Here is a 23,457-nt window from a genome sequence, read left to right as displayed (position 1 = left end):
TTTTACTTCTGCGGAATCTCAAATCTGTCTTTTCCTTCTTTTATGATATAATAGAAACATGAAATTAAAAACTACTTTGGGCCTTCTTGCTGGGCGTTCTTCCCACTTCATTTTAAGCCGTCTTGGCCGTGGAAGTACGCTTCCAGGAAAACTTGCCCTTCAATTCGATAAAGATATTTTACAAAACCTAGCTAAGAACTACGAGATTGTCGTAGTGACTGGAACCAACGGAAAAACCTTGACAACTGCTCTCACTGTCGGCATTTTAAAAGAGGTTTATGGTCAAGTTCTGACCAACCCAAGCGGTGCCAACATGATTACAGGAATTGCGACAACCTTCTTAACAGCCAAATCTTCTAAAACTGGGAAAAATATTGCCGTCCTAGAAATCGACGAAGCCAGTCTATCTCGTATCTGTGACTACATCAAGCCAAGCTTATTTGTTATTACTAATATTTTCCGTGACCAGATGGACCGCTATGGTGAGATTTACACAACTTACAAGATGATTTTGGATGCCATTCGTAAGGTGCCTACTGCCACTGTTCTTCTTAATGGAGACAGTCCACTTTTCTACAAGCCAGCTATTCCAAATCCTGTACAGTATTTTGGTTTTGACTTGGAGAAAGGTCCAGCTCAGCTGGCTCACTATAATACCGAAGGAATCCTCTGCCCTGACTGCCAAGGCATCCTCAAATATGAGCACAATACTTATGCAAACTTGGGTGCCTATATCTGTGAAGGTTGTGGATGTAAACGTCCTGATCTCGACTATCGCTTGACAGAACTAGTTGAGTTAACCAACAATCGCTCTCGCTTTGTCATTGACGGCCAAGAATACGGCATCCAAATCGGTGGACTTTACAACATCTACAACGCCCTAGCTGCTGTGGCTATCGCCCGTTTCCTCGGCGCAGATTCCCAACTAATCAAGCAGGGATTTGATAAGAGTCGTGCTGTCTTTGGACGCCAGGAAACCTTCCATATCGGTGACAAGGAATGCACCCTCGTCTTGATTAAAAATCCAGTCGGTGCGACCCAAGCTATCGAGATGATTAAACTAGCTCCTTATCCATTTAGCCTATCTGTCCTCCTAAATGCCAACTATGCAGATGGAATTGACACCAGCTGGATCTGGGATGCTGATTTTGAACAAATCACTGACATGGACATTCCCGAAATCAACGCTGGCGGTGTTCGCCATTCTGAAATCGCACGTCGTCTACGAGTAACTGGCTATCCAGCTGATAAAATTACTGAAACAAGTAGTCTGGAGCAAGTTCTTAAGACCATTGAGAACCAAGACTGCAAGCATGCTTATATTCTAGCTACCTATACTGCTATGCTTGAATTCCGCGAACTGCTGGCTAGTCGTCAGATTGTTAGAAAGGAGATGAACTAATGGTTTATACTTCACTTTCCTCAAAAGCTGGCAATTACCCCTATCAGCTCAACATTGCCCACCTCTACGGAAATCTCATGAATACCTATGGGGACAATGGAAACATCCTCATGCTCAAGTATGTGGCTGAAAAACTGGGAGCCCATGTGACGGTTGACATCGTTTCTCTCCATGATAACTTTGATGAAAATCACTACGACATTGCCTTTTTCGGTGGTGGTCAAGACTTTGAACAGAGTATCATTGCAGACGACCTACCTGCTAAAAAAGAGAGCATTGACAACTACATCCAAAACGACGGTGTGGTTCTGGCTATCTGCGGTGGTTTCCAACTATTGGGCCAATATTATGTTGAAGCTTCAGGGAGACGCATCGAAGGACTAGGGGTCATGGGCCACTACACGCTCAACCAGACCAATAACCGTTTTATCGGGGACATCAAGATTCACAATGAAGATTTCGATGAAACCTACTATGGTTTTGAAAATCATCAGGGCCGTACCTTCCTCTCAGATGATCAAAAACCGCTGGGACAGGTTGTCTATGGAAATGGAAATAACGAAGAAAAAGTCGGCGAAGGTGTTCATTATAAGAATGTCTTTGGTTCCTACTTCCACGGGCCTATCCTCTCTCGTAATGCCAATCTAGCTTATCGCCTAGTCACTACTGCCCTCAAGAAGAAATATGGTCAGGACATTCAACTCCCTGCTTATGAGGACATTCTCAGCCAAGAAATCGCTGAAGAATACAGTGATGTCAAAAGCAAGGCTGACTTTTCTTAAACAAAGGAAAATGATATCAAAGAACTCCGTTATCTTGTCGGAGTTCTTTTTGTCTGTTCTTTTACCCTTCTCCCTTGCATTTTCTCTCATTTTTTGCCAAAATAGAGGGGTAGAAAGAAGGTAGCATATGTCTAAATTACAACAAATCGTAACATATCTTGAATCAGAAAAACTAGACGTCGCTGTCGTATCTGACCCCGTCACAATCAATTACCTCACTGGCTTTTACAGTGATCCCCATGAACGCCAAATGTTCCTTTTTGTCCTAGCGGATCAGGAACCCCTCCTTTTTGTCCCAGCCCTTGAAGTGGAGCGTGCGAGCAGCACTGTTTCCTTCCCAGTTGTGGGCTATGTGGACTCTGAAAATCCATGGCAAAAAATGAAACATGCTCTTCCACAACTTGACTTCAAACGTGTCGCTGTTGAGTTTGACAATCTCATCTTGACCAAATATCATGGCTTGAAAACAGTTTTTGAAACTGCTGAGTTTAACAACCTCACACCTCGTATCCAACGCATGCGCCTCATCAAATCTGCTGACGAAGTGCAAAAAATGATGGTTGCAGGTCTCTATGCGGACAAGGCTGTTAAGGTTGGCTTTGATAATATTTCTCTTGATAAGACAGAGACAGATATCATCGCCCAAATTGACTTTGCTATGAAGCGTGAAGGTTATGAAATGAGCTTTGATACCATGGTCTTGACTGGTGATAATGCTGCAAATCCACACGGTATTCCAGCAGCTAACAAGGTTGAAAATGATGCTCTTCTCCTCTTTGACCTTGGTGTTCTAGTCAACGGCTATGCGTCAGATATGACTCGTACAGTCGCAGTCGGCAAACCTGACCAATTCAAGAAAGACATTTATAACTTGACTCTTGAAGCCCAACAAGCTGCTCTTGACTTTATCAAGCCAGGAGTGACTGCCCATGAAGTGGATCGCGCTGCTCGTGAGGTCATCGAAAAAGCTGGTTACGGCGAGTACTTCAACCACCGTCTCGGTCACGGTATCGGTATGGATGTCCATGAATTCCCATCTATCATGGAAGGAAACGACATGGTCATCGAAGAAGGCATGTGCTTCTCTGTTGAACCAGGTATCTATATCCCTGGTAAAGTCGGTGTCCGTATCGAAGACTGTGGTGTTGTTACCAAAGATGGCTTTGACCTCTTTACAAACACCAGCAAAGACTTGCTTTATTTTGATTAAAATTCTTCGAAAATCTTCCCACAATAAAACGCATAGTATCAAGGTTTTTCAACACCTGATACTATGCGTTTTTCTTATTTGAAAGACTTTTGACTCAGCCTCATTACTTAATCTTCTTGATACTTTGACTAAGGATAAATCCTACAATCATCCCTACCATATTTTGCATGAAATTTGGTAAAATTTCTGGTAGAGCTGCAGCCCAGCCATTCATCAATGTAGAGCCCAAGGCGTAACCCCCTACCATGGCAATCGTTGCTAAGATAAGGCCTAACCACTGAGTTTTTCCTTTAAATCCTGCGAAAAATCCCTGCAAGCCATGGTTGACCAAGCTAAAGAACATCCACTGAGGATAGCCTGATAAGAGGTCAATCAAGAAACCTGCTAGTCCTCCTACTACAGCCCCTTCACGACTACCAAAGTAGAAGGCCGTAAAGAAGACACCCGCATCTAAAAGAGTTAAAATGCCTGTCGGTGTTGGAATTTTTAAGAAATAACCTAGAACCACAGAGAGGGCGGTTAAGAGGGATACAAGGGCGATTTTAGTTGTTTTGGTTTGCTTCATATTGTCTTACTCCATACTGATCTGCTTGTGCAATAGAACGATAAACGAAATCCTTAGAGCTTTCTACTGCTGGTAAAAGTTCATCACCTTTAACCAAGTGACTGGCAATGCTAGAGGCAAAGGTACAACCTGCACCAGCATTTTGCCCTTGAATGACAGGATTTTCTAGGACTGTAAAGTTTTGTCCATCATAAAAGACATCTACAGCCTTGTCCTGACTAAGGCGATTGCCTCCCTTGATAATGACTGCTGGCGCTCCTAATTCATGCAATTTCTGCGCTGCAGCTTTCATGTCTTCCAAGGTTTTGATTTCCTGACCAGTCAATAATTCTGCTTCAGGAAGATTAGGCGTAATCACACTGACATAAGGGAAAAAGCGAATCAACTCTTGACAGAGTTCACTTACAGCTACGTCGTGTGTTTCCTTGCAGACCAAGACAGGGTCCAGAACCACAGGCACTCCTGGGCATTGCTTGATAAAGTCCAAGGCCTTCTCAGCCACACTGACAGTTGGTAGAAGACCAATCTTAATCCCCCCAAACTCCACATCACGCAAGCTATCTAATTCATGTTGAAAAATGGTATCGTCAGTTGGAAAGACTTCAAAGCCCTTTTCCGTCAAGGCTGTCAAACAAGTCACTGCTACAAAGCCATGCAAGCCGTTCAAGGTATAAGTAGCCAAATCAGCTGACAAACCACCACCACTAAAAATATCATTTCCAGAAAGTGCTAAAATACGATTATTCTTCATAACGAATCTCCTTTAAATACAAACCATTTGGTGCTGCAGTGGGACCTGCAAGCTGCCTGTCCTTTTTCTTCAAGATGAGGTCAATCTGCTCTACTGGCATGCGGTTATTGCCGATTTTAAGCAGTGTCCCCACCATATTGCGAATCTGCTTATACAAGAAACCATTTCCTGAAAAGGTAAAGGTCAAAAACTGGCCTGTCTCATCAACCCTAAGACTAGCTTCTGTGATGGTGCGAACCTTATCCTCTACACTAGTCCCAGAGGCTGTAAAGCCGGTGAAATCATGAGTGCCTTCTAATTTTTTGATAGCCTCCCGCATCCGTTCCACATCAAGCGGATAAGGAAAGTGGGTGGCATAGTGACGGCGCATAGGATTTTTGGGACGTCCTCTATCCACGATAAACTCATAGGTCTTGCTATGCTTGGCATAACGGCAATGAAAATCATCCGCCACAAGCTCAATCGAAATCACATCAATATCTTCAGGAGACTGGGTGTCCAAAGCAAAACGGAGCTTCTCCTCATCCATCTGATAAGGTAGATCAAAATGAATAACCTGTCCCAGAGCATGAACTCCACTATCTGTCCTACCAGCACCGTGAACAGTAATGGCTTGCCCTTTATTTAACCTGGTCAAGGTTTTTTCAATTTCTTCCTGAACGCTACGCGCATGAGGCTGGCGCTGAAAACCAGCAAAGACGTAACCATCATAGGAAATAGTTGCTTTATATCTTGTCATAACTCCTATTTTATCAAGAAATTAGTCTGTAAACAAGGCCCTAAATCAAATAGTGTCTGGGTACAAAAATCCAAAAAAGAAAAACTTAGGAAACCAATCCTAAGCTCTCTTTTGAAGTAGGTACATGACAAAGATAGAGGTTACAATTAACCAAGATCCTAAGATAGCAAAGACCAACATCCCATTGTGAGTTAATAAGCCAATTGCACCTAGAACGAATGGAGTCGTAAAGGCTCCGAAACTACAGCCTAAAACTGCAAATGAGGTTGCTTGATTGAGGAGTTTAGCTGGAATTCTTTCAGAGACAAGTTGAAAGACTGTCGTCAAGGCTACACTGTAGGCAAAGCCAGCCAGAATACTTCCTGCCACTACCACCCACAAGGATGGAGACAAGGCAATCACAATTTGCCCCAAGCCGAAGGTAATACCAGACCAGAGGAGCAGTTTCTCTTTAAATATTGAAATCAGGAAAGAAAAACTCACACCAGCCACAATCCCGATTAACTGCATGACACTAAGAACAAAACTAGATAACTGGGCATCTCCCAGTCCTCTTTCCACCATCAGACTTGGAATACGGATGGTAATAGCTGTATTGGTACAAACTACAACCGCCGCTTCAATAGCTAAGATAAAAATCAAGCCCTTCATTTCCCGAGTTAAGCGACTTGCTTCCTTCGTTTTTTTCTTGACTTCTTTCTTTTCTTTTCCATAAGGTACAAAGAGCAGATAAAGGATCAGAACTAAAAATCCAGCACTATAAGCTAAGAAAGTAGCTGTCCAACCAAAGGCCAACAATTGGCCGACTGCCAAGGTAATGAGAGAAGCCCCAACGACCTCTGCAGAACCGCGTAGCCCTAACATCTGAATTCTCGTTTTTCCTTGATAGCGTTCACTGATAATAGAAATGGCCTTGGCATTGATCATCCCAACACCTAAACCAAAAAGAATCCGTGTTCCAAAGACAAAAGGATAAGCTTGGTACCAAAAGGGAGCAGTTCCACTTAGTGATAAAATCAGCAATCCCAAACTGATCTGTAAGCGCTCAGGAAATATTTTTTCTAAGAAACCATTTAGTAATAACATAATCATGATTCCAAAGGAAGGCAAGCTCGCCAAGAGCTCAATTTGTTCCTTAGGATAACCTTGATAATAGTCAAACATGGCTGGCAGGGCACTCGAGATGGAAAAGGAGGTAATCAAAACGAGGGAGAGAGCCAAAATACTGGCCCGTTCTAAAAATTGTTTCATGAAATCTCTTTCTATATTTTCTCTTAATCTTCTACTCTTTTGATACTTATCAAACAAGCAAGAAAAGAAGAAGCCTCTTTGGTGTATAGACTCCTTCTTAAACTCGAAAATGAATCCCTTGTGTCTTATACTCAATGAAAATCAAAGAGCAAACTAGGAAGCTAGCCGCAGGTTGCTCAAAGCACTGCTTTGAGGTTGTAGATAGAACTGACGAAGTCAGCTCAAAACATGGTTTTGAGGTTGTAGATGAAACTGACGAAGTCAGTAACTATATATACGGCAAGGCGAAACTGACGTGATTTGAAGAGATTCTCGAAGAGTATTAGGATGACTTTCTCTTGATTTGCTTAATAAAGTAGAAGATAAATCCTGCCACCATATAAGCAACAAAGATAATCAGACACCACTTGAACACGACATCCCACCCCTTGTTCACATTCAAAAAGAAGTAAGGGAAGGGACTGACCTTAGAATTAGGAACATCAAGTTTCAGTACCAAGCCATTAAAAAGAGCAAAAATCATATACAGCAAGGGTAAAATCGTCCACACAACTGGATCCCAGATTTTGTATTGACCCTGTCTGTCAAAAAAGAGGGTATCTGCTAAAAACCAGAGGGGAACGATATAGTGGCAAAGGAAATTTTCTAGGGTATAGAAATTAGTCGCAATAGGCGCTAATAGGAAATGGTAAATCACACAGGTAATCATGATACTCATGGTGACCCCACCTTTTAAGCGCAAGAGGCTTGGCCTTTGCCAGTTTTCACCTAAACGGCTCATAACCTTTAGGAGATAGAGCGTAAAAATCGCGACTAAAAGGTTGGACAGAACCGTATAGTAGAGAAGCATCCCAAAGCCACCATGCTTGGCGATTTCAAGATAAACTCCCGTAAAAGCCGCTAGAAACAAGAAGATACGGCTATAAAATACAAGTTTATAGTGTTTTGACATGCTTAAATTTTCTTCACAAACTCTGATTTGAGTTTCATGGCACCAAAGCCATCAATTTTACAGTCGATATTGTGGTCGCCTTCTACGATGCGGATATTTTTCACGCGCGTCCCTTGTTTCAAATCTTTTGGCGCACCTTTTACTTTCAAGTCCTTGATGAGGGTTACAGTATCACCATCAGCCAATTTATTCCCGTTGGCATCGATAGCAACAAGACCCTCTTCTACATCTGCAACTTCAGCAGGATTCCACTCATAAGCACACTCTGGGCAAACCAGTAGGGCACCATCTTCGTAGACATACTCTGAGTTACATTTTGGGCAATTTGGTAAGTTGTTCATGGTTTCTCCTTATCATCATTCACTATTCTTTGAAAATCAAAATTTCTCGAACAGCAACTATTATACCTTAAAATCATTATTTTGACAAATATAGAAAAAAACCGATATCAATCTATCGGCTTTTCTACATCTACATTCTTTTTTCAGCTTCTGCTTTGATTTTTTCAACTACTTCTTGAATGTTCAAGCCAGTTGTATCAAGGTAGACAGCGTCCTCTGCTTGTTTGAGAGGCGAAGTCTCGCGATGACTATCCTTGTAGTCACGCGCAGCAATTTCCTCTTTTAGGGTTTCAAGGTCTGTTTCAATTCCCTTGGCAATATTTTCCTTGTAACGGCGCTCTGCTCTTTCATCTACCGAAGCTACTAGGAAAATTTTCAATTCTGCTTGTGGCAATACAACAGTCCCAATATCGCGACCATCCATGACAATCCCACCTTGCTGGGCAATCTCTTGTTGGAGAGAAACTAGTTTCTCACGTACTTCAGGAATTGCTGCAATAGCAGAAACATGATTGGTCACTTCATTTTCACGGATAGGATGGGTAATATCCACATCTCCTACAAAGACAAGCTGTTCTCCAGTTTCTGAGCGCCCGAAACTGATTGGATGCTGGTCCAATAAGTCTAAGAGTTCTTCAACTTGTTCAACTCCTAATTGGTTCTTGAGAGCCATGTAGGTCGCTGCACGATACATAGCACCTGTATCTAGGTAGGTGAATCCAAAATCCTTGGCAATAATCTTTGCGACTGTACTCTTACCACTTGAAGCAGGACCGTCAATAGCAATTTGAATTGTTTTCATATCAACTCCTATTTGATTTTGACAACATCACCTGGATTAGCAAACCAAGATCCTGTAGCCATATGGCCAGGATTCAAAGCCTCTAACTGAGCAATCGAGATTCCTGCACGAGCGGCAATGGCGGCTTCTCCTTCTCCAGCCATAACTTTTGTAGTTCCTTCTGGATCAGTTGGATGTTCTGAGCTACTAGATGACTCTTCTACCTTCTCCTCTGAACTAGAAGATGCCTGCTCTGAACTACTACTAGAAGTAGAAGAAACTTGCTCTACTTTTGTATCTGAATCGTGAAAATCTTTCAAGGCAGCTGTGCGATTACTCCCACCCGATGAAAGATAGATCAGAACAATAACCATCACGACTACAATTACAAAGAAAATACTTGCTAAAATAGTCAAGATACGATTAGCCAGCACTCCTCCACCTTGTTCTCTCTTACGACGTTCTGATCTTGTTTCTTCTTGATTCTCAAAAATATCTTCTTGCCACGGTTCTTTTGCCATACCTTACTCCTTGTTTTTTTTTACTTTTCTTATTACAATATAAATATGAAAATCACACTTATACCTGAACGTTGCATTGCCTGTGGGCTTTGCCAAACTTATTCTGAATTATTTGATTACCACGATAATGGAATCGTGCGTTTTTACGATGACCCTGACCAACTAGAAAAAGAAATTTCTCCTAGTCAGGACGTTGTAGAAGCTGTTAGAAACTGTCCGACACATGCCTTGATTAAAGATTAACTCTAATACCGACAAGAACGTTCCACTCCTTCTAGTTTAGCATATTTCCATGCAAAATTATAGTCTTTTCTCTTTATTTTTTTCTGTAAAATCAGGAAGGTCACTTTTTTCTTTGACGAGATAAAGTGGTCTTTTTTTAGTCTCTATATAAATCTTACTGATATACTTGCCGAGAATCCCAATGGTCAAGAGTTGAATCCCACCAAGGAAGAGAATAACAGACATCAGAGAGGTCCAACCTGATGTCGGATTGCCCAAAATGAGGGTTCGAACCACAACAAAAAAGGTCATAAGTAGAGAAATAAAACAAGATAGGAGACCTGCCACAAAGGCTATAATCAAGGGAAAATCTGAAAAATTAACAATCCCTTCAATGGAGTAGAAAAAGAGTTGCCTAAAACTCCAACTGGTCTTGCCAGCCTGCCTTTCGACATTTGGATAGTCCAGATAGTGGGTTTTAAAGCCGACCCAGGCAAAGAGTCCCTTCGAAAAGCGATTGGACTCAATCAAGCTTAAAATGGCATCCACTACAGACCTTCTCATCATGCGAAAATCACGGACACCTGACGGCAGGGCTACTGGACTAATTTTTTTCATGAAGCCATAAAAGAGATCAGCACAGAAACTGCGAAAGAAGGGTTCTCCCGCCCGACTAGTTCTCCGTGTTCCTACACAGTCTAAATCTGCATTTTGGTCTAGTAAGTTTTTCATCTCAAGCAACATACCAGGAGGATCCTGAAGGTCTGCATCCATCACCACCACCAGATCTCCTGTCGCATATTGTAAGCCTGCATACAGAGCTGCTTCTTTGCCAAAATTTCGAGAGAAAGAAATATAATGAACTGCCGAATTTTGCTCCCGATAGGTCTTTAAGAGTTCCAAGGTCCCATCACTTGATCCATCGTCGACAAAGACATACTCGATTTCTGTTTCCAAATCTGGAAGTAAAGCTTCCAAAGCCTGATAAAAAAGAGGAAGTACTTCCTCTTCGTTTAAACAGGGGACAATGATTGACATCACCATCTTAGTCTTCAAATCCATTTGGATGCTTGCTTTGCCAACGCCATGCGTCTTCACACATTTGGGTGATGCCTAATTCTGCTTCCCAGCCCAGTTCTGCTTTGGCTTTTGCAGGATCTGAATAGCAGGCTGCGATATCCCCTGGGCGACGGTCTACGATACGGTAAGGAATTGGACGTCCCACCGCTTTTTCCATGTTTTGGATAATTTCAAGAACTGAGTAGCCTTTACCTGTTCCAAGATTATAAACGTTTAGGCCTGAACCTTTTTGGATTTTTTTCAGAGCTGCGACGTGACCTTTAGCCAAATCGACAACGTGGATATAGTCACGAACACCAGTTCCGTCTTCCGTATCGTAATCGTCTCCAAACACTTGCACTTGCTCTAATTTTCCAACGGCTACTTGAGTCACATATGGCAAGAGATTGTTTGGAATACCGTTTGGATTTTCTCCCAAATCTCCGCTCTCATGAGCTCCGATTGGGTTGAAATAACGAAGTAAGACCACATTCCATTCTGAGTCCGCCTTATAGATATCGGTCAAAATTTCCTCTAGCATAAGCTTAGTACGGCCGTATGGATTGGTCACTGAAAGTGGGAAATCTTCCAAGATTGGCACTGTATGAGGATCTCCGTAAACTGTCGCAGAAGAACTGAAAATAATGTTTTTACAGTTGTTTTCTTCCATGACCTTCAAAAGACTAACAGTTCCAGCGATATTGTTGTCATAGTAGGCAAGAGGAATACGGGTAGATTCACCGACAGCCTTCAAACCAGCAAAGTGAATGACCCCTGTTGGTTCTTCTTGCTTGAAAATATCTCTTAGAGTATCTGTATCACGGATATCTGCCTCATAAAACGGAATTTCAACTCCTGTGATTCTTTCAACAACTTCTAAACTTTTTCTATTACTATTCACAAGGTTATCCACCACAACAACCTGATGACCTGCTTGGATTAACTCAATAACAGTGTGGGTTCCGATAAAACCTGCTCCACCCGTTACCAAAATCTTTTCTTGCATCTTTTTTCCTCGATTCTCGGATTATTTTTTCTTATTTTACCATTTTTGATAGGGAATGTCATTTGCCATCCTAGAGGGTAGGATAAAATTTCAGTAAAATGCTTATACTCTTTGAAAATCTCTTCAAACCATGTCAACGTCGCCTTGCCATATATATGTTACTGACTTCGTCAGTTCTATCCACAACCTCAAAACAGTGTTTTGAGCTGACTTCGTCAGTTCTATCCACAACCTCAAAGCAGTGCTTTGAGCAGCCTGCAGCTAGTTTCCTAGTTTGTTCTTTGATTTTCATTGAGTATTATTCGCTTTTTACTCGTTTGACATAGTTTTCAATTGGGTAGTTTAGAGGGTCCAAGGTCAACTCCTTGCCTTGAATCAGTTGAGCTAGATGGTAGCCAATGATAGGACCCGTTGTGAGGCCTGATGAACCTAGTCCACTGGCTGAATAGACACCTGACAATTCTGGAACCTCTCCAAAGAAAGGAGAGAAATCACTGGTATAGGCACGGATTCCCACACGTTCACCAGATGATTTCGCTTCTGCCAAGGTTGGGTAGTGAGGCAAGGCTGCCTCCTCCATTTTCTGGAGTAAAGTTTCATCTACCGTCAAATCAAATCCCATGTCATTTTCATGAGTAGCACCTAAGGACAATTTCCCACCTGCAAAAGGAATCAAATCCCACTCCCCTTCTGGCATAACAACAGGGTAAGCTTCCATGTCTTGGGCCAGCTGATAATCTCGGAGTTGCCCCTTTTGGGGACGAACATCTACTTCATAACCTAAAGGCTCTAACAGATGTCCCAACCAAGCTCCCGTCGCCAAAATAACCTGATCAAACACCTCTTCGTCAATCTGGTAACCCGATGTTAAAGGTGTCAGACTCACTTTTTCTTTGACCAGCTTGACCTGACTGGCTTCTAGCAAACGAGTCACCAAGAGTTGACCATCTACTCTCGCTCCACCAGAAGCATAGAGCAGACGGTCAAATCCCTGCAAACCAGGGAATAATTCGTTAGCTGATGCTTGGTCCAGAATGGCTAACCGGCCTATCAAAGGAGATTCTTCTCTACGCTGGAGGGCTAGTTGATAGAGTTCTTCCAACTTAGTTTTATCCTTTTTCAGGAGAAAGACTCCCGAACGCTGGTAAAAGTCAATTTCTTTCCCTGACTTCACTAAATCAGCCAACAAATCCACATAAAAGTCAGCCCCCAAGCGCGCCATTTTGTACCAGGCTTTATTGCGACGTTTGGAAAACCAAGGACTGATAATTCCTGCTGCAGCCTTGGTAGCCTGACCTTGTCCATGGTCAAAGACGGTTACTTCTAGGTCACTTTCTTTAGAGAGGTAGTAGGCAGCTGTTGCACCTACAATCCCTGCTCCGATAATAGCAACTTTTTTCATTGTCTTCACTTTCTAACTAGATATGGTGGAAAGGATTGGTCGATGCTTGACTAGGTACAATATCAATTGTCCAGCCATTTTCAGCCTTCCATTGAGTAAGGAGTGCAGAAATTTTTTCCACAAAAAGCACTTCAATATAGTGACCTGGGTCCAATGCCAGTAACCCATCAGACAACATATCCTGGGCAGTGTGGTAGTAAATATCACCAGTGATATAGACATCTGCCCCCTTTGCCAAAGCATCCTTATAGAATGACTGCCCACTTCCACCACAGATGGCCACTCTTGAAATAGGCTTCTGCAAATCGCTCTCTTGATAATGCACCATTCGAAGACTATCTAGACCAAAGACTTGCTTGACATTCTGGGCCAATTCTCCAAATGTCTGAGACTGAACATTCCCAATACGACCAATCCCACGTTCAGGGCCTGTTTCCTGGAGATAAGTCGTCTCCTCAATGCCTAGCATCTGGCAGAACCAGTCATTGAGACCATTCTCTACAATATCGATATTAGTATGACTGACATAAACGGCAATGTCATGCTTGATCAGGTCGATGTAAATCTGATTTTGCGGACGGCTGGCTATCAGATCCTTGATAGGACGGAAAATTGGCGCGTGCTTAACGATAATCAAATCCACACCCTTTTCAATGGCTTCAGCCACCGTTTCTTCACGAATATCGAGAGCTACCATGACACTTTGGATATCCTTATCCAAAGTGCCAATTTGCAGGCCACGACTGTCACCCTCCATTGAAAATTCCTGAGGGCAAAAGGCTTCATAAGCTTGTATTACTTCACTTGCTAGCATGAAAGCACCTCCTTGATGGCTTGAATTTTATCTACTAAAACTTGACGTTCCTCCAGATTTTTTTCTGGGATTTGTTCGAGGGCGAACTCTAGCTTAACCGCTTCTTTTTGCCATTTTTGGACAAAGACTGGACTGACTTCTTTGGACAAGAAAGGTCCAAAGCGGACATCACTAGCTGATAGCTTCATTTGTCCTGCTTCCACCACCAAAATCTCGTAAAACTTTCCAGCTTCTTCTAGAATGCTTTCCGCTACAATCTGAAAACCATTGTCTTGCAACCAGATACGCAAATCATCTTCACGATTATTGGGCTGGAGGATCAAACGTTCTACATTAGCTAACTTGTCCAAGCCTTCTTCTAAAATCCTAGCAATCAAACGGCCCCCCATACCTGCAATGGTGATGACCGATACCTGATCTGCCTCTTCAAAGGCTGCCAAGCCATTGGCTAAACGGACTTGGATTTTCTCCTTTAAGCTATGAGCCTCAACATTTTTAACCGCAGATTGGTAGGGACCTTCCACCACCTCCCCTGCAATAGCTCCTTCGATTTGGCCTCTCTCCACCAACTCGATAGGCAGATAAGCATGGTCACTTCCCACATCTAGTAAAATGGCCCCCTGTGGCACAAAGGACGCCACTAATTCTAATCTCTTTGAAATCATCTTCTCTCACTTTCCAAAACTCTGTTACCTCTTATTATACCACATTTCAGCTAGCAATCTTGCACCTAAAAAAACCGCAATCCACAGATTGCAGTCTTTCTTTATTTTCTGGCTTGATAGCGACTTGTCAGGATGAAAATTACGGTAAAGACCAGCATCATGGCCCCATAGACAGGCAGTGTTTGTCCTGTTAATGTCGAAATTTCAAGCAGTTTTTGAATTCTTGGGAAGAGAGCTGTAGCTAAGAAGCCACCTACTGACCAGACAATTAAGAGTACACGCCAGAGAGTAAATGGCATGCAGGCTCTAAATACGGATAAGAAACCGATAGACCCAAGTAGATAATAGAGGAGGGTTGAGATTTCTATCTCAGACCAGCCTTGACTACTTCCAAATAGTTTCACAAAAAGAACGCTGAACACAACCATAAGTGCACTTGGTAGGGCACGAAGCATAGACCTTCTGAGGAAGTTTGGCTCGACAGGCTTGATATTTCGCTCAAACGTCAAAACGAATGGTGGGAAACCTTCCACGAACTGGTCGATCATGGTAATCTGGATCGGAATGAAGGGGAAAATCAAAATCCACTCAGACCGTCCTAGAAGAGCACTGGCAATACAGATGACCGCTAACAGGAAGGAATAAATAGTCTTAATCAAGAAAATAGGGGCGATATGGGCGATGTTATTGACCACCCGACGACCTTCAAAGAGAATCTCAGGAACATCATTAAAGTCAGAGTTCAAGAGAACCAGATTAGCAATCTGACGAGTCGCAGGGTCTCCCTCAGCCATCACGATAGAACAATCCGCCTCACGAAGAGCCAGGATATCATTAACTCCATCCCCTGTCATAGCCGTTGTATGCCCCGCTTTTTTCAGTGTTTGGATAATGAGTTTCTTTTGATGAGGAGAAACACGTCCGAAAATAGCTGTCTCCTCAGCCATAGTAATCAATTCCTCATCCGTGATTTTCGAGCAATCTACATAGCTATGATAGTCCGCAAAACCAGCCTTCTGGGCAATACTGGACACCGTAACTGGATTGTCACCAGAGATGATCTTGAGACCCACTTCCTGAGAACGGAGATAGTCCAACGTCTCTGCTGCTCCCTCTCGAATCGGATCCAAGATTTCCAGCAGGGCCAGAGCCTGAATATCAGATGGTTTCTGTGGTTTGTGATGGTCTAATTTCTCCTGACTGAGAGCTAAGACCAAGACACGTGACCCTCTCTCCAAGGCCTCCCTGGCTTCTGGGGCTTCAGAGTCCAGCAACATCTCAGGCGCACCTAAGAAAACTGTCCCCAAACCTTCCAATTCCATAGCTCCCCACTTGCGGTCGCTGGAGAAGGGAAGATTAGAGAGCATAGGATAGGCTACTTGGCCTTGGAATCGCTGGCGAATAGCTTGGGCAGTTGGATTTTTATCCTCACTGTGGGCCATGTAGCTGGCCAAAATGCTGGCAATAGTCTCTTCACCATAAGTTGCCGTCAGTGGAAGAACAGCCTCCACCTGCATCTTTCCTTGGGTGATGGTGCCCGTCTTGTCCAGACAGAGCATATCCACGCGTGCCAAGGTCTCAACAGAATACATCTCCTGCACCAAGACCTTTTTCAAGCCCAACTTAATCACTGCTGTTAATAGTGAAGTGATGGTCAAAAGGGCGATTCCCTTGGGCAACATCCCCAAAAGAGCTGTCGATGAGTTTACAACGGACGACTTAAGAGGCAAGCCTTTTAAAAGCAAAGCTTCTAGCAAGAGAGCCAGACCAAAAGGAATGATAATCTTCCCAGTAAAACCAACTAGCTTGTCCAGCGATTTCATAATACGAGAGTTGATGGGTTTAACGGTCTTGGCTTCCAGCATGAGTTTGGCAGCATAGTTATCAGATCCAACATGGTGAACTTGAGCCAAAACCGACCCACTGGCTAGGAAACTTCCAGACAAAAGCAAGGCTTCAACTTCCTTTTGCACCAAATCACTTTCCCCCGTCAACATGGCTTCATTGACTTCCGCAAAGCCTTCCAAAACCAAGGCATCACTAGGAATCTGCTCTCCTGCAGACAAACGAATGACATCTCCTAACACCAATTCTTCAGGATTCAGAGCCACTTCTTGGCCATCACGGATGGTTTTGACCTTTTCCTTGGTCATGAGATTGAGCTTGTCCACCATGTGTTTAGCCCGCAGCTCGGTCACAATTCCAGAAAAAGCGTTAAAGCAGATAACAGCAAAAAAGACCAAATTGCTCCAAGCCTGCACAAAGGCAAGGGCCAAAGCAATGGCAAAGTTCAAAGCGTTAAAAAGGGTAAAGACATTTCGTTTGATGATTTGCCAAGTGCTGGTACTGGCCGAAGCAGTAAAATCATTGACCAAGCCCTTAGCCTGTCTTTCCTTGACTTCTCTTTGGGTTAATCCCATAATCTTATTTTTATCCATGAATTCTATCATATCATTTTTTTTAACAGAATTCTAATCTAACCCCAAATATGCACCTAGTCAAGGGAAAAGTTTGCCAGCCCTCCTTTGATAAGGTATAATAATAACAAGAAAACAATCGAAGGAGATCGCATGTTTTATACTTATTTACGTGGATTGGTTGTCTTGCTCCTATGGTCCATCAATGGCAATGCCCACTATCATAATACCGATAAAATTCCTAATCAAGATGAAAATTATATTTTGGTTGCACCTCACCGCACTTGGTGGGATCCTGTTTATATGGCCTTTGCGACCAAGCCAAAACAGTTTATCTTTATGGCAAAAAAAGAACTCTTTACCAACCGTATCTTTGGTTGGTGGATTCGTATGTGTGGTGCCTTTCCTATCGACCGTGAAAATCCTAGCGCCTCTGCCATCAAATATCCTATCAATGTTCTTAAAAAAAGTGATCGCTCTCTCATCATGTTTCCAAGTGGAAGCCGTCACTCAAACGATGTAAAAGGTGGTGTAGCTCTGATTGCTAAGATGGCCAAGGTACGTATCATGCCGGTTACCTACACAGGTCCTATGACCTTGAAAGGCTTGGTTAGCCGTGAGCGCGTCGATATGAACTTCGGAAATCCAATTGATATCTCAGATATCAAGAAAATGAATGATGAAGGCATTGAAACAGTCGCCAATCGTATCCAAACAGAATTCCAACGTCTGGACCAAGAAACGAAACAATGGCACAATGATAAAAAACCAAACCCACTCTGGTGGTTTATCCGCATCCCTGCTCTCATCCTTGCCATTATCCTCGCTATCCTAACCATCATCTTTAGCTTCATCGCAAGCTTCATCTGGAATCCAGATAAAAAGAGAGAAAACCTTGGTTAAACAAATACAACAATCCCTTGGCTTTTGCCAAGGGATAATTCTTTTACTTGATTTTCCATTTTTGGGTCAACCAGCTGGAAAAGGCTAAAAATCGCTCAGCTACTTGTTCATGGTGTCCATAAGGATCAAAGACAAACTGACTGTTCGGATAGCGTTTTTGAAGACCGGTATGGATCTGTTCAGCATAGGCTGGTGCTTGAGCCAAGCGATTAATATGGTGTGCTCCCTCTGTTTGACCGTTCTGTAAATACAGCAAACAGTCCAAATTTTTCACCTTTTCTTTCCTACAGTAAGTCACGAAATCAGGATACCAAAAGGAACCACAGATCGAAAAGACACAGGAAACCTTGTCAAAGCCGAAAAGACTGTAAACTGCCACCAAACCACCTAGTGAATAACCTCCGTAGGCAAGGCGTGCTTCATCCAGTCGATAAAGCGACTGCAACTTATCTAAAAGACCTCCAAATAAATGATCATGATAGACGTTGGCTTGACCGCCAAAATCTGGAGTCCCCTCTCTCAGAGCAGCTGCCTTCCAGGGGGTGTAGTCATCTAGGCGATTTTTAGAGGTCAAGCCCACCAAAATCACAGAATCTGAAAGGGAAGATAGAAAATCCAAGTTTCCATCATTCAAGAGAATCGCTGGATAGGTTTGATTGGGGTCATAGGTCGAAGGAAGGTTGACCTTGACTTGGATTCCTTCCCAATCAAACTCATTATTTATTGATAAAGTCATTGATTTTTTCAAGGGAATCAATCACTGCTGGACCATAGTCCATTAACTCATCGTAAGAAATGGTCATGATTTTTTGATTCTTAATAGCAGGAACACCTTCCAAAACAGCATTTGACTTCATCAACTCTACTGCTTTTTCATCCAATTTTTTATTGCGGTCGCTGGTTACATAGATAATCAATTCAGGATCCATTGACACGAGATTTTCCAAGGTCAAGCCTGATGTTCCCGTTGCAACGTTGGTATAACCAAGTTGATTCAACAAGCTTTCCTGCAAAGCAGACTTGTAGGCACCGAAGGTTTGATCATTATAGGCAACCATAATCAAAGCCTTTTTCTTTTCACCTTGGCTTGCTGGATTTGCTTTCTTAACAGCGTCAATTTTAGTTTGTAATTGGGCTGCGTATTCATTAGCCTTGTCCTGAACATTAAAAATCATTCCAAGATTTTTAACATCTTCTACAATATTCCCCAAATCTTGCTGAATCGTTGAGAGAGAAGCTTTTTGCGTATAGACTGGGATTTTGTTTTCATTCCAAGTGCTAACTGTTCCCAAGGATTTTTCAGAAAACATCATGTTTCGACCCATCACAGCGTCTGGCTCATAATAAAGGACTGTCTCTTGTGAGACTGTTTTTTTATCACCGATTTGAGGAATAGTCGCAATCGCGTCTTTGTATTTATCTGTTACAGCATTGTCTGGATTAAGCATGCCAACAATTTTATCCTTCAAGCCTAACTCCAATAAGATTTCAGTGGTTGACAGATTGTTGGTGATAACTTTTTCAGGTGCCTTGCCAAAGACTTGTTCGACTTCATTCCCTTTCGCGTCATAGGTTTTGACCGTTAGTGGATAAGTCGTCTCTGTGCTCGCCTTTTGACTTGTTTCTGCGCTAGACTGTGTGGTAGCTTTTTCTGTAGTAGTGTTACCACAAGCTGCCATGGTTAAGGTAGTTACTGTTACCAGTAAAATGCTTAGTGTTTTTTTCATCTTGTTTTCCTTTTCATTCTTATAAATAGTGAATCATAGCTTGCTGATCCTCGGTCCAAGTAACCTGACTTTGAACTCCATATACAGTTTGCAATGACTCAGGGGTGATAGTCTCCTTTGGAGTCCCTTGGTAAAGGATTTCTCCCTCTTTCATCAGATAGAGATAATCCGAATAGCGACAAGCAAGTTGAATATCATGCAGGACAGCTAAAACATTGACCTTGAGCCCCTTCACAATGGCCAACAAGTCTAGCTGATACCTGATATCCAGGTGATTGGTTGGTTCGTCCAGGAGCAAGAGAGTCGGTTCTTGCGCCAAGGAGCGGGCTAGTAAGACTCGCTGTTTTTCTCCCCCTGACAGAGACGAATAGAGACGAGTTTTCTTCTCGAGCATATCCACCTTGACAAGAGCATCTTGAACGAGCGCATAATCCCTTTCCCTTTCCTTTTGTAGAAAAGAGAGGTGGGGAGTTCTGCCTAGCAAGACAATTTCCTCAACTGTACAATCAAACTGCAGTTGGTTAAACTGGGTCACAACTGCCATTTGCTTTGCTGTTTCTTTGAGCGTCCATTGTTCCAGAGGCTTTCCATCTAGGCTTATCAAGCCTTTGTCCGCCTTTTCCTGATGATAGAGGAGTTTAAGCAGACTGGTTTTTCCACTTCCATTTGGTCCTAATATCGTGTGAAATTGATGCCCTTCAACCTTAAGAGAGACTCCCTTGAGGATTTTTTTCTCTCCTAGTCCAAAATGGATATCCTGACAAATCAAGTCCATATCAGACCCTCACCTCCCTTCGCCTACCTCCAACAATATAGATAAAGAAGGGAGCACCTACTAAGGCTGTGAAAATACCAATAGGAAGCTCTGCGTTTGGAATGATGATTCGAGAGAGTACATCTGCCCAGATGACAAAGAGGGCACCTAACAAGGTTGCAACAGGAAAAAGCCTCTTGTAATTCGTTCCTACTAACCCTCGAGCTAAATGTGGAGTAATCAGACCGACAAATCCAATAATCCCACAGGTTGCCACTAAGACTGCTGTCAACACAGCCACCATGGTCACATAAAGATACCAATAAAAACGTAAGGGAATTCCCAAAGTTAAAGCAGCCTCATCTCCCATCATCATCGCATTGAAAACACGATACTGGGTAGAGAAAAATAGAAAGGCCATTCCTACTACTATAGTTGGCAGGACCAAGTCTGCCCAGGAAGTCCCTGCAAGCGAACCCATGGTCCAAAACTTAATGGTCATCACATTGTCCGCATTAGCACCAACTGATATAATAAAGTTGGAAAAAGCCAGAAAGAGAGCATTGACCACCGTTCCTGATAAGATTAGACTAGAAGTCGTCATCCTTCCTTGCATAGAGGCAATAATGAGGACAGCAATTGTTGCCAAAATAGCTCCAAGAAAAGCTCCAAGGCTAATCATCACTTTTAAACCAAGAATGATGCTCAAGGTTGCACCTAGAGTTGCACCTGCAGAGATGCCTAAGACATAGGGCTCAGCTATGGGATTATTCACTGTAGACTGCATCACACTACCACACATAGAAAGACCAGCCCCTACTATCAGACCTAGCAATACTCGGGGGAATCTCATGTTCCATACAATGGCAAGAGTGGACTTGGAAACCTCTCCTATCTCAAGAGGAAATCCCAACCTGCTCAAAATAATCCGATAGGTAGCTCCTAGATCAATCGCAACAGATCCCATAGAAACTGCTAGAAAGAGAGAAATCCCTAAAGTAGCTAGCAAAATAACTAAAAGTAACACAAATTGCTGGTCTTGTCGGCTTCCAGAAAATTTGGAAAGCATGCAAACCTCCTATGATAGAATCTTAAAAATTTAGAAAATTCTCATGAAAAGTATACCATATTTTCAACAATGGAACAAGATGAGAAAAATGAATATAGTTGGTCTTACAGTGCTAATAATCGTAACCGAAGATTATACTTGAGTATATCGAGGTAAGAGGACAACATAAAAAGCCCTCTAAAATTAGAGAGCTGATTTGAGATTGGGATAAAATCCTAGTGAAACAAAAAAATCTACACGGTCAGAAAAGTCTCTATCGTGCCATTTTCATACATGATGTATAGTCCAAGTAGAATGAATACTAAGGGCACAATGATTCGCTCGTATTTTTCAATTGTCTCGAATATTAACGGAATAGAGGATAACACCCGACTAATCTCGCATAAGATAATTATACCGATTACAAACACAAGCAACGCCACGAGGGTCTGTGACCAATCTAACGAAGCAAAATAAGGTATATAGATACCTAAATTATCTCCGCCAGACGCAATTGTCAGCAATGTAACTGTCCAAAACAGTTGATTTGCCTTGCTTTGTTCTAATCTTTCAATAATTTCTTCCTCTTCTTCCTCTTCTTCCTCACCTTCTCCAACAATTGCAAAGCGAATCCCTAAATAGATAGGGATTAAACCAAGCAATCCAACCATCCATTCTTCAGGCACGAAATTAACGACATAAGCAGCAACTAAACTCGCCCCTACAAGTAAGCCTGTGCCTAGATATTGCCCCGCATAAATATGCCATTTTTGTTTATTCTGTGATAGCTGTGCAAATAAAATAAATAAAATAATTAAATAATCGATACTGGTGGAAATATAAACACCAATAGCAGATATGATTGTCTGTCCCATAAAAAACCTCCTGTATTGGTCAGTAATAAATCAGCAGATTTTAGGAGAGCACAGACACATTAATTTAGCTATCGCTAGTGGGTAATGTCGAACATAGGAAAGCATTTTACTCCTCCTCAAAACGTAGTTACAAAGTAATTTCTAACTGGAATTCGGTGACTACTTCCATGTAAAGTATAACATACTATACTTTACTTCGTAAAGTGTGGGCTCTCCGAGGGGGCTTGCAGACAGCTACTCGGCTTTTCAAGCCGAGTAGCTACGCACCTTTATGGTGTAATTAGCTGATACCATTTGAGGTTTTTGTAGTCTCCAAAATTGTGACCGATAAAACCTCAATAAAAAAGCCCTCTGAAAATCAGAGAGCTGATTTGAGCTCGGGCTAAAATCCTAGTGAAAAAGATGAAACTCCTTGTGTTCATCGAACACGGTGTCGTTTCCCTATTTTCATACGGATTTCTTACGCCCTTAGCATCATGATTCTTGCTGGATAAAACGTTTATAGACTAGGCGACGAGGAGAAGAATGTACGAAACTTTCAGTGAAACAAAAAAATCTCCCCGAAGGGAGAATATCTGGTTTATTTTACCTTACAGTGCTAGGAACCGTAACCGAAGATTATACTTGAGTATATCGAGGTAAGGTAACAACGCAATGTAAGTGGAAAATAAAGCAGATTAACGACGAAGTCCTAGAGAGTTGATTAACTCACGGTAACGGTTAACGTCGTTTTTACGCAAGTATGCAAGCAAGTTACGACGGCGACCGATTTTTTTCATCAATCCACGGTAAGTAGCGTGGTCTTTTTTGTGTTGTTTGATGTGTTCGTTAAGGTGGTTGATTTCCCAAGTAAGGACAGCAACTTGAACCTCTACTGAACCTGTATCACCTTCGTGACGTGCATATTGTGCGATGATTTCATTTTTTTTCTCTTTTGAGATTGCCATGATGTTTCTCCTTTTTATTTGGCTTCATCCGAGTGACAGGTTGGCATGCCTGTAACCAAGAAGAAGTTATTTGTCTTTACGACAATCCCTATTCTACCAATAACTAACTTCTTTGTCAACAGATTTACTTTCTTGTTTTAAACATGCTATAATAATCATAGCAAGAAATCTAAGTTGTCTGTTTTTTAAAACGAGATGATTATCATGCGTAGATTCTATTCCCATCTCCCCTACTATCTGGTCATATTTTGGCTCTATAATATTTGTAGTGGGTAAATCCCCTATGGATATTATGGAGCCTATTTTGTTGTAGAAAAAAAGTC

The 23,457-nt window shown here is 42.3% G+C and carries 26 protein-coding genes; 5 read left to right on the top strand and 21 right to left on the bottom strand.

Going from position 1 to position 23,457, the window contains the following annotated elements:
* The first annotated feature begins 58 nt into the window (after nt 1–58).
* From murT to M1G12_RS04275, 3 genes are all read left to right on the top strand, one after another.
* Entirely contained in the window at nt 59–1,402 is a 1,344-nt protein-coding gene (gene murT / locus M1G12_RS04285) for a lipid II isoglutaminyl synthase subunit MurT (protein ID WP_049486847.1), read from the top strand.
* Nucleotides 1,402–2,184, top strand: a complete 783-nt coding sequence (gatD, locus tag M1G12_RS04280) for a lipid II isoglutaminyl synthase subunit GatD (protein ID WP_049499586.1) — start codon at nt 1,402–1,404, stop codon at nt 2,182–2,184. Before murT ends, gatD begins: the two co-directional genes overlap by 1 nt.
* Nucleotides 2,185–2,311: 127 nt before the next feature.
* Nucleotides 2,312–3,394, top strand: a complete 1,083-nt coding sequence (locus M1G12_RS04275; RefSeq protein WP_000040929.1) for a M24 family metallopeptidase — start codon at nt 2,312–2,314, stop codon at nt 3,392–3,394.
* Nucleotides 3,395–3,497: 103 nt separating this feature from the next.
* Here M1G12_RS04275 and M1G12_RS04270 read toward each other — a convergent pair whose 3' ends face one another.
* The 8 genes from M1G12_RS04270 to M1G12_RS04235 form a co-directional block, all read right to left on the bottom strand.
* The gene (locus M1G12_RS04270) at nt 3,498–3,959 is read right to left on the bottom strand and encodes an ECF transporter S component (protein WP_000814989.1); all 462 of its coding nucleotides are present in this window, start codon (nt 3,957–3,959) and stop codon (nt 3,498–3,500) included.
* A complete protein-coding gene (locus tag M1G12_RS04265) occupies nt 3,937–4,710 on the bottom strand; it encodes a bifunctional hydroxymethylpyrimidine kinase/phosphomethylpyrimidine kinase (RefSeq protein WP_000794766.1) in 774 nt (257 codons plus the stop codon). The genes M1G12_RS04270 and M1G12_RS04265 overlap by 23 nt, the downstream gene beginning before the upstream one ends.
* Complete coding sequence (gene truA, locus M1G12_RS04260; RefSeq protein ID WP_049502391.1) at nt 4,700–5,449, bottom strand: tRNA pseudouridine(38-40) synthase TruA; 750 nt, start codon at nt 5,447–5,449, stop codon at nt 4,700–4,702. The genes M1G12_RS04265 and truA overlap by 11 nt, the downstream gene beginning before the upstream one ends.
* A gap of 99 nt (nt 5,450–5,548) precedes the next feature.
* Nucleotides 5,549–6,700: an MFS transporter gene (locus M1G12_RS04255; protein WP_023946242.1), complete on the bottom strand. Its 1,152-nt coding sequence runs from the start codon at nt 6,698–6,700 to the stop codon at nt 5,549–5,551.
* 322 nt (nt 6,701–7,022) lie between these two features.
* Nucleotides 7,023–7,652, bottom strand: a complete 630-nt coding sequence (locus M1G12_RS04250; protein WP_247949452.1) for a Pr6Pr family membrane protein — start codon at nt 7,650–7,652, stop codon at nt 7,023–7,025.
* Nucleotides 7,653–7,654: 2 nt separating this feature from the next.
* Nucleotides 7,655–7,993 carry a zinc ribbon domain-containing protein YjdM gene (locus tag M1G12_RS04245; RefSeq protein WP_001061596.1) on the bottom strand — a complete coding sequence of 113 codons (339 nt, stop codon included), beginning with the start codon at nt 7,991–7,993 and terminating at the stop codon, nt 7,655–7,657.
* 130 nt (nt 7,994–8,123) lie between these two features.
* Complete coding sequence (cmk, locus tag M1G12_RS04240; protein ID WP_084864306.1) at nt 8,124–8,795, bottom strand: (d)CMP kinase; 672 nt, start codon at nt 8,793–8,795, stop codon at nt 8,124–8,126.
* A gap of 8 nt (nt 8,796–8,803) precedes the next feature.
* On the bottom strand, nt 8,804–9,295 hold the full coding sequence (locus tag M1G12_RS04235) for an SAG1386/EF1546 family surface-associated protein (protein WP_247949451.1): 492 nt from the start codon (nt 9,293–9,295) through the stop codon (nt 8,804–8,806).
* 45 nt (nt 9,296–9,340) lie between these two features.
* Here M1G12_RS04235 and M1G12_RS04230 point away from each other — a divergent pair, with 45 nt between their 5' ends.
* Nucleotides 9,341–9,538 carry a ferredoxin gene (locus M1G12_RS04230; RefSeq protein ID WP_161970138.1) on the top strand — a complete coding sequence of 66 codons (198 nt, stop codon included), beginning with the start codon at nt 9,341–9,343 and terminating at the stop codon, nt 9,536–9,538.
* Between the two features lie 57 nt (nt 9,539–9,595).
* Here the strand turns inward: M1G12_RS04230 and M1G12_RS04225 are convergent, their stop codons facing one another.
* The 6 genes from M1G12_RS04225 to M1G12_RS04200 form a co-directional block, all read right to left on the bottom strand.
* Nucleotides 9,596–10,561: a glycosyltransferase family 2 protein gene (locus M1G12_RS04225; RefSeq protein ID WP_247949450.1), complete on the bottom strand. Its 966-nt coding sequence runs from the start codon at nt 10,559–10,561 to the stop codon at nt 9,596–9,598.
* A 1-nt stretch (nt 10,562) separates the two neighbouring features.
* On the bottom strand, nt 10,563–11,582 hold the full coding sequence (gene galE / locus M1G12_RS04220) for a UDP-glucose 4-epimerase GalE (RefSeq protein WP_001156540.1): 1,020 nt from the start codon (nt 11,580–11,582) through the stop codon (nt 10,563–10,565).
* Nucleotides 11,583–11,880: 298 nt separating this feature from the next.
* Complete coding sequence (locus tag M1G12_RS04215; RefSeq protein ID WP_000754641.1) at nt 11,881–12,984, bottom strand: NAD(P)/FAD-dependent oxidoreductase; 1,104 nt, start codon at nt 12,982–12,984, stop codon at nt 11,881–11,883.
* 16 nt (nt 12,985–13,000) lie between these two features.
* A complete protein-coding gene (locus M1G12_RS04210; RefSeq protein ID WP_247949449.1) occupies nt 13,001–13,798 on the bottom strand; it encodes a Nif3-like dinuclear metal center hexameric protein in 798 nt (265 codons plus the stop codon).
* On the bottom strand, nt 13,792–14,463 hold the full coding sequence (locus M1G12_RS04205) for a tRNA (adenine(22)-N(1))-methyltransferase (protein WP_247949448.1): 672 nt from the start codon (nt 14,461–14,463) through the stop codon (nt 13,792–13,794). The genes M1G12_RS04210 and M1G12_RS04205 overlap by 7 nt, the downstream gene beginning before the upstream one ends.
* A gap of 101 nt (nt 14,464–14,564) precedes the next feature.
* On the bottom strand, nt 14,565–16,901 hold the full coding sequence (locus tag M1G12_RS04200; protein WP_247949447.1) for a cation-translocating P-type ATPase: 2,337 nt from the start codon (nt 16,899–16,901) through the stop codon (nt 14,565–14,567).
* Between the two features lie 132 nt (nt 16,902–17,033).
* On the opposite strand from M1G12_RS04200, the gene M1G12_RS04195 reads away from it, so the two are divergent.
* On the top strand, nt 17,034–17,783 hold the full coding sequence (locus M1G12_RS04195) for a lysophospholipid acyltransferase family protein (RefSeq protein WP_078352402.1): 750 nt from the start codon (nt 17,034–17,036) through the stop codon (nt 17,781–17,783).
* Between the two features lie 43 nt (nt 17,784–17,826).
* Here M1G12_RS04195 and M1G12_RS04190 read toward each other — a convergent pair whose 3' ends face one another.
* The 7 genes from M1G12_RS04190 to M1G12_RS04160 all read right to left on the bottom strand — a co-directional run.
* The gene (locus M1G12_RS04190) at nt 17,827–18,519 is read right to left on the bottom strand and encodes an alpha/beta hydrolase-fold protein (RefSeq protein ID WP_084861792.1); all 693 of its coding nucleotides are present in this window, start codon (nt 18,517–18,519) and stop codon (nt 17,827–17,829) included.
* Nucleotides 18,500–19,510: an ABC transporter substrate-binding protein gene (locus M1G12_RS04185; protein ID WP_247949446.1), complete on the bottom strand. Its 1,011-nt coding sequence runs from the start codon at nt 19,508–19,510 to the stop codon at nt 18,500–18,502. Before M1G12_RS04185 ends, M1G12_RS04190 begins: the two co-directional genes overlap by 20 nt.
* Nucleotides 19,511–19,529: 19 nt before the next feature.
* Nucleotides 19,530–20,285, bottom strand: coding sequence for an ABC transporter ATP-binding protein (locus M1G12_RS04180; RefSeq protein WP_247949445.1), 756 nt, complete (start codon nt 20,283–20,285; stop codon nt 19,530–19,532).
* Between the two features lies 1 nt (nt 20,286).
* Nucleotides 20,287–21,333 carry a FecCD family ABC transporter permease gene (locus tag M1G12_RS04175; RefSeq protein ID WP_247949444.1) on the bottom strand — a complete coding sequence of 349 codons (1,047 nt, stop codon included), beginning with the start codon at nt 21,331–21,333 and terminating at the stop codon, nt 20,287–20,289.
* Nucleotides 21,334–21,566: 233 nt separating this feature from the next.
* Nucleotides 21,567–22,187 (bottom strand): CadD family cadmium resistance transporter, encoded by a 621-nt coding sequence (locus M1G12_RS04170; RefSeq protein WP_000531713.1) that lies wholly within the window; start codon nt 22,185–22,187, stop codon nt 21,567–21,569.
* A 677-nt stretch (nt 22,188–22,864) separates the two neighbouring features.
* Nucleotides 22,865–23,134 (bottom strand): 30S ribosomal protein S15, encoded by a 270-nt coding sequence (gene rpsO / locus M1G12_RS04165; RefSeq protein ID WP_001018251.1) that lies wholly within the window; start codon nt 23,132–23,134, stop codon nt 22,865–22,867.
* Nucleotides 23,135–23,227: 93 nt separating this feature from the next.
* The coding region (locus M1G12_RS04160; RefSeq protein WP_247949443.1) for a hypothetical protein at nt 23,228–23,457 on the bottom strand (230 nt) is incomplete at its 5' end.

The sequence above is a fragment of the Streptococcus mitis genome (assembly GCF_023110375.1).
GTDB classification, from domain to species: domain Bacteria; phylum Bacillota; class Bacilli; order Lactobacillales; family Streptococcaceae; genus Streptococcus; species Streptococcus mitis_CI.
This window is presented reverse-complemented; position numbering and strand designations above follow the sequence as displayed.

Coding starts and splice junctions, on each gene's coding strand:
- M1G12_RS04195 (WP_078352402.1), top strand. CDS start 17,034: ATGTTTTATACTTATTTACGTGGATTGGTTGTCTTGCTCCTATGGTCC.
- M1G12_RS04275 (WP_000040929.1), top strand. CDS start 2,312: ATGTCTAAATTACAACAAATCGTAACATATCTTGAATCAGAAAAACTA.
- M1G12_RS04205 (WP_247949448.1), bottom strand. CDS start 14,463: ATGATTTCAAAGAGATTAGAATTAGTGGCGTCCTTTGTGCCACAGGGG.
- M1G12_RS04190 (WP_084861792.1), bottom strand. CDS start 18,519: ATGACTTTATCAATAAATAATGAGTTTGATTGGGAAGGAATCCAAGTC.
- M1G12_RS04210 (WP_247949449.1), bottom strand. CDS start 13,798: ATGCTAGCAAGTGAAGTAATACAAGCTTATGAAGCCTTTTGCCCTCAG.
- M1G12_RS04180 (WP_247949445.1), bottom strand. CDS start 20,285: ATGGACTTGATTTGTCAGGATATCCATTTTGGACTAGGAGAGAAAAAA.
- truA (WP_049502391.1), bottom strand. CDS start 5,449: ATGACAAGATATAAAGCAACTATTTCCTATGATGGTTACGTCTTTGCT.
- M1G12_RS04200 (WP_247949447.1), bottom strand. CDS start 16,901: ATGGATAAAAATAAGATTATGGGATTAACCCAAAGAGAAGTCAAGGAA.
- M1G12_RS04225 (WP_247949450.1), bottom strand. CDS start 10,561: ATGGTGATGTCAATCATTGTCCCCTGTTTAAACGAAGAGGAAGTACTT.
- M1G12_RS04270 (WP_000814989.1), bottom strand. CDS start 3,959: ATGAAGCAAACCAAAACAACTAAAATCGCCCTTGTATCCCTCTTAACC.
- gatD (WP_049499586.1), top strand. CDS start 1,402: ATGGTTTATACTTCACTTTCCTCAAAAGCTGGCAATTACCCCTATCAG.
- cmk (WP_084864306.1), bottom strand. CDS start 8,795: ATGAAAACAATTCAAATTGCTATTGACGGTCCTGCTTCAAGTGGTAAG.
- M1G12_RS04170 (WP_000531713.1), bottom strand. CDS start 22,187: ATGGGACAGACAATCATATCTGCTATTGGTGTTTATATTTCCACCAGT.
- M1G12_RS04255 (WP_023946242.1), bottom strand. CDS start 6,700: ATGAAACAATTTTTAGAACGGGCCAGTATTTTGGCTCTCTCCCTCGTT.
- galE (WP_001156540.1), bottom strand. CDS start 11,582: ATGCAAGAAAAGATTTTGGTAACGGGTGGAGCAGGTTTTATCGGAACC.
- M1G12_RS04175 (WP_247949444.1), bottom strand. CDS start 21,333: ATGCTTTCCAAATTTTCTGGAAGCCGACAAGACCAGCAATTTGTGTTA.
- M1G12_RS04265 (WP_000794766.1), bottom strand. CDS start 4,710: ATGAAGAATAATCGTATTTTAGCACTTTCTGGAAATGATATTTTTAGT.
- M1G12_RS04215 (WP_000754641.1), bottom strand. CDS start 12,984: ATGAAAAAAGTTGCTATTATCGGAGCAGGGATTGTAGGTGCAACAGCT.
- murT (WP_049486847.1), top strand. CDS start 59: ATGAAATTAAAAACTACTTTGGGCCTTCTTGCTGGGCGTTCTTCCCAC.
- rpsO (WP_001018251.1), bottom strand. CDS start 23,134: ATGGCAATCTCAAAAGAGAAAAAAAATGAAATCATCGCACAATATGCA.
- M1G12_RS04235 (WP_247949451.1), bottom strand. CDS start 9,295: ATGGCAAAAGAACCGTGGCAAGAAGATATTTTTGAGAATCAAGAAGAA.
- M1G12_RS04185 (WP_247949446.1), bottom strand. CDS start 19,510: ATGAAAAAAACACTAAGCATTTTACTGGTAACAGTAACTACCTTAACC.
- M1G12_RS04245 (WP_001061596.1), bottom strand. CDS start 7,993: ATGAACAACTTACCAAATTGCCCAAAATGTAACTCAGAGTATGTCTAC.
- M1G12_RS04250 (WP_247949452.1), bottom strand. CDS start 7,652: ATGTCAAAACACTATAAACTTGTATTTTATAGCCGTATCTTCTTGTTT.
- M1G12_RS04230 (WP_161970138.1), top strand. CDS start 9,341: ATGAAAATCACACTTATACCTGAACGTTGCATTGCCTGTGGGCTTTGC.